General features: G+C 70.8%; 1 protein-coding gene. It reads left to right on the top strand.

Annotated features, from left to right (window positions below; genetic code table 11):
* Positions 1–4,781 (top strand): type I polyketide synthase (locus ACFXBC_RS34720; protein ID WP_385033992.1); only part of this gene is annotated, 4,781 nt, incomplete at both ends.

The raw sequence follows: 4,781 nt of genomic DNA, 5'->3' as shown, positions 1-4,781 counted from the left end.
GGCTGGTGCTGGGGACGAGGTGCGGCAGTGGTGTGTGGCGGCGCTTGAGGCGCGTGGTGCTGAGGTCGTGGTGGTCGAGGTCGGGTCCGGGGCGGTGGACCGGGCGGATGTGGCCGCGCTGTTGCGCGAGGCGGTGGCGGATGTCTCTGGTGTGTCGGGTGTGCTGTCGTTGTTGGCGCTGGACGAGGTGCCGGTGTCGGAGTATCCGGCGGTGGCGGGTGGTCTGGCCGGGACGCTGGGTCTGGTGCAGGGGCTCGGGGATGCCGGGGTCGGGGCGCCGTTGTGGGTGGCGTCCTGTGGTGCGGTGAGTGCGGGTCCGGGTGAGGTGTTGGAGCGTCCGGTTCAGGCGCAGGTGTGGGGTCTGGGCCGGGTTGTTGGTATGGAGCATCCGGAGCGTTGGGGTGGGTTGGTGGACCTGCCCGGGGAGTTGTCGGAGCGGGCGGGTGCCCGGTTGGTCGCCGTACTGGCGGGGTGTGACGAGAACGAGGTGGCCATCCGCTCGGCCGGAATCCTCGGCCGACGGATGTCGCGCATCCCGCGGCGCGACTCCGGGGACACCTGGGCGCCCCGGGGAAGCGTACTGATCACCGGCGGCACCGGCGCCGTGGCCGGTCACGTGTCCGACTGGCTGGTCGAGCGGGGCGCCGCACGCCTGGTGCTGGCGGGCCGCTCCGGTCCCGCGGCTGCGGGGATCGCGGCACGGGCAGCGGACATGGCCGCCGCCGGTACGCGGGTGGACGTGGTCTCCTGCGACGTGAGCGACCGGCCGTCGCTCTCCGGGCTGCTGGAGTGGACCGGACGGAGCGGCCCCGCGCTGTCCTCCGTACTGCACACGGCGGCGGTCCTCGACGACGGAATGCTGGACCGGATGTCGGTGGAACGGCTACAGACCGCGCTGGAGGTGAAGGTCCGGGGCGCGGCGCTGCTGGACGAGCTGACCGCGGACATGGACCTGGACGCCTTCGTGCTGTTCTCCTCCGCCGCCTCCACCCTGGGCTCCGCGGGCCAGGGCAACTACGCAGCGGCCAACGCCTATCTGGACGCGCTGGCGGAGAACCGGCGGGCCCGCGGACTGACCGGACTCACCGTCGCCTGGGGTGCATGGGCCGGTGGCGGTCTGGCCGAGTCCAGCGAGGCGATCCGCTCCCGGATGCGGCGGATCCCGATGCCGCCGATGGACCCGCGGCTCGCCGTCCGTGCGCTGGGCGAGTCGCTGGAGGGCCCCGAGCCCGTCGTGACCGTCATGGACGTCGACTGGGAGCAACTGGCCTCCGGTCCGGGCGCCGCGGACCTGCCGCTGGTGCGGGACCTGCCGGAGATCCGCGAGCTGGCTGCCGCGGGAGCGGCTTCCGGCGGCGCCGCGCCACGCGGTGCCGAGGGAGAGCTCGCCGACCTGGTCCGCGGGATGTCGCGCGCGGAGCAGGAGCGCGTACTGACGGACGTGGTACGGGCCGAGGCCGCCGCCGTACTGGGGCACTCCGCCCCGGACGGGGTGCAGGCCCGGCAGGTCTTCCGGGATCTGGGCTTCGACTCGCTGACCGCGGTCGAGCTGCGCAATCGCCTCAACAGGGCGAGCGGGCTGCGGCTGCCGGCCACGCTGGTCTTCGACTACCCGACGCCGGTGGCGCTGGCCGCGTTCCTGCGCGGGGAGCTGACCGGGCAGCAGGCGGACGCTGACGCTCCCGTCGCCGCCATGGCAGCCCCCATCGCGGATGAGCCGTTGGCGATTGTGGGTATGGCGTGCCGGTTCCCTGGGGGAGTGAACTCGCCTGAGGAGTTCTGGGAGTTGTTGGCGTCCGGTGGTGATGCGGTGGGTGGTTTTCCGACGGATCGTGGTTGGGATCTGGAGGGTTTCTTCGATCCGGAGGGGGAGAGTGCGGGGACTTCGTATACGGAGTCGGGTGCGTTTTTGCGGGGTGCGGCGGAGTTTGATGCGGGGTTCTTCGGGATCAGTCCGCGTGAGGCCCTTGCCATGGATCCGCAGCAGCGGTTGATGCTGGAGACGTCGTGGGAGGCGTTGGAGCGGGCGGGGATCGATCCGTCCTCGCTGCGGGGCAGCGCGACCGGTGTCTTCGCCGGGGGCTTCAGCTCCAGCTACGGGCTCGGTGTCTCCGCGGCCGGGGGCGAGGAGGGCTCCGGTGTTGAGGGTCATCTGATGACGGGCAACGCGACCAGTGTGCTCTCCGGCCGTGTTTCGTACGCGTTGGGTCTTGAGGGTCCGGCGGTGACGGTGGATACGGCGTGTTCGTCGTCGTTGGTGGCGTTGAATCTGGCGGCGCAGGCGGTGCGTTCGGGTGAGTGCTCGATGGCGCTGGCTGGTGGCGTGACGGTGATGGCGACCCCGTTCTCGTTTGTGGAGTTCTCGCGTCAGCAGGGTCTTTCGGTGGACGGCCGTTGCCGTGCGTTCTCCGAGGACGCCAACGGTACGGGCTGGGCCGAGGGCGCCGGCATCGTGGTGGTGGAGCGTCTCTCCGAGGCGCAGCGCAACGGCCACCGGGTGTTGGCTGTGTTGCGTGGTTCGGCGGTGAATCAGGATGGTGCGTCGAATGGTTTGTCGGCGCCGAATGGTCCGTCGCAGCAGCGGGTGATTCGTGCGGCGTTGGCGAATGCGCGTTTGTCGGCTGCTGATGTGGATGTGGTGGAGGCGCACGGGACGGGTACGACGCTGGGTGATCCGATTGAGGCGCAGGCGCTGTTGGCTACGTACGGTCAGGAGCGTGCGGGGGGTGCTCCGTTGTGGCTGGGTGCGGTGAAGTCGAACATCGGTCATACGCAGGCCGCGGCCGGGGTTGCTGGTGTGATCAAGATGGTGTTGGCGTTGCAGCATGAGCGGTTGCCGCGGACGTTGCATGCCGAGGACCCGTCGTCGCATGTGGACTGGTCGGCGGGTGAGGTGCGGCTGCTGGATGAGTCGGTGGCGTGGCCGGTGGGGGAGCGTCCGCGTCGGGCTGGGGTGTCGGCGTTCGGGATCAGCGGCACCAACGCGCACGTCATCATCGAGGAAGCTCCGGCCGTAGAGGCGGGCGAGGCGGCGGAGCCGACAGTTCCGGTGGTGTCGGGTGCTGGTGCGTGGGTGGTCTCCGGTCGTACGGCTGAGGGTCTTGCGGCGCAGGCGGGTCGGTTGCGTGAGTGGGTGACGTCCCGCCCGGGGCTGGAGCCGGCTGATGTGGCGTGGTCGTTGGCGACGACGCGTACGGCCTTCGAGCACCGCGCGGTCGTGCTCGGTACCGACCGTGGGGAGCTGCTGTCCGCGGTAACCGATCTGGCAGCCGGGGTGTCCTCGGGTGCGGTGGTCTCGGGTGTGGCATCAGAGGACACCCGGGTGGGTCTGGTCTTCGCTGGTCAGGGTGCTCAGTGGGCTGGTATGGGCCGGGATCTGTACGAGGCGAGTCCGGTCTTTGCCGAGGTGTTCGACCGGGTCTGCGGTTTGTTGGAGCTGGAGTTGGGGGCCGCCTACCGGGTGCGGGATGTGGTCCTGGGCGCGGACGGCGCGGATGGTGTGGATCCGGTTCTTGCGGATCAGACCCTTTACGCGCAGGCGGGATTGTTCGCGTTTGAGGTTGCTCTGGCTGCGGTGCTGGAGGCGGCCGGTGTGAAGCCGGACGCTGTGGTGGGCCACTCCGTGGGTGAGGTGGCTGCCGCGTACGTAGCGGGTGTCCTCTCACTTCCGGACGCGTGCAAGCTCGTGGCGACGCGTGCACGGTTGATGCAGGAGTTGCCTGCCGGTGGTGCGATGGCTGCGGTGAACGCCCCGGAGGCGGAGGTCGTTGCTTCGCTGACCGAGGTGTCCGGGGACGTCGCGGTGGCTGCGGTCAATGGTCCGGATTCGGTGGTGGTGTCGGGTGATGCCGAGGCCGTGGACGCGGTGGTGGAGCTGTGGCGGGAGCGTGGTCACCGGGTGCGGCGGCTGCGGGTCTCGCACGCTTTCCACTCCCCGGCGATGGACCCGGTGCTCGACGAGCTCACGGCCGTTACGGGGCAGGTGGAGTACCGCCGTCCCGAGGTGATGTGGGCGGGCGCCCTCACAGGTGAGCTGGTGTCGGAGCCGGATGCGGGGTACTGGCCCGCGCAGACGCGGCAGGCGGTGCGGTTCGCGGATGCGGTGGCCGCGCTGGCCCGGGAAGGTGTGTCCGTCTTCGTGGAGGTGGGCCCGGACGGGTCGCTGTCCTCGCTCGGTCCGGACGCCGTTGCTGAGGTGCAGAGCGTGGAGCCGGCCTTCGTCCCGCTGCAGCGCCGCACCGATGAGGGCGTCGCGAGCCTGCTGACCGGTCTGGCGCGGGCGTTCGTCAACGGCGCTCCGGTGGACTGGGAGAGGGTGCTGCCCGCCGCGGATCAGGTGGCGCTGCCGACGTACGCCTTCCGCCACCAGCGGTACTGGCCCGAGGGCATTCTCCGGCTCGGGCCCCCGACGGCCGTGGGCGGGGACGGTGCGAGCACGGCGGCGGAGGTGCAGTTCTGGGCGGCCGTCGAGGATGGCGACCTGGCGCAGATCGCTGACACCCTGGCCATCGGAGACGAGGCCCAGCTCCGGGACGTGCTGCCGGCGCTGGCTTTCTGGCGGCGCCGTGAACTGGACCGCTCGCTGACCGCGAACTGGCGTTACCGCACCTCCTGGGCGGATGTTGCGGAGCCCGACTCGCCCGTCCTTTCGGGTGCGTGGCTGGTGGTGGTTGTGGCTGGTGCTGGGGACGAGGTGCGGCAGTGGTGTGTGGCGGCGCTTGAGGCGCGTGGTGCTGAGGTCGTGGTGGTCGAGGTCGGGTCCGGGGCGGTGGACCGGGCGG

This window comes from Streptomyces sp. NPDC059398 (assembly GCF_042751845.1).
GTDB lineage: Bacteria > Actinomycetota > Actinomycetes > Streptomycetales > Streptomycetaceae > Streptomyces.
The sequence above is the reverse complement of the archived record's forward strand: the minus strand, read 5'-3'. Positions and strand labels throughout refer to the sequence as shown.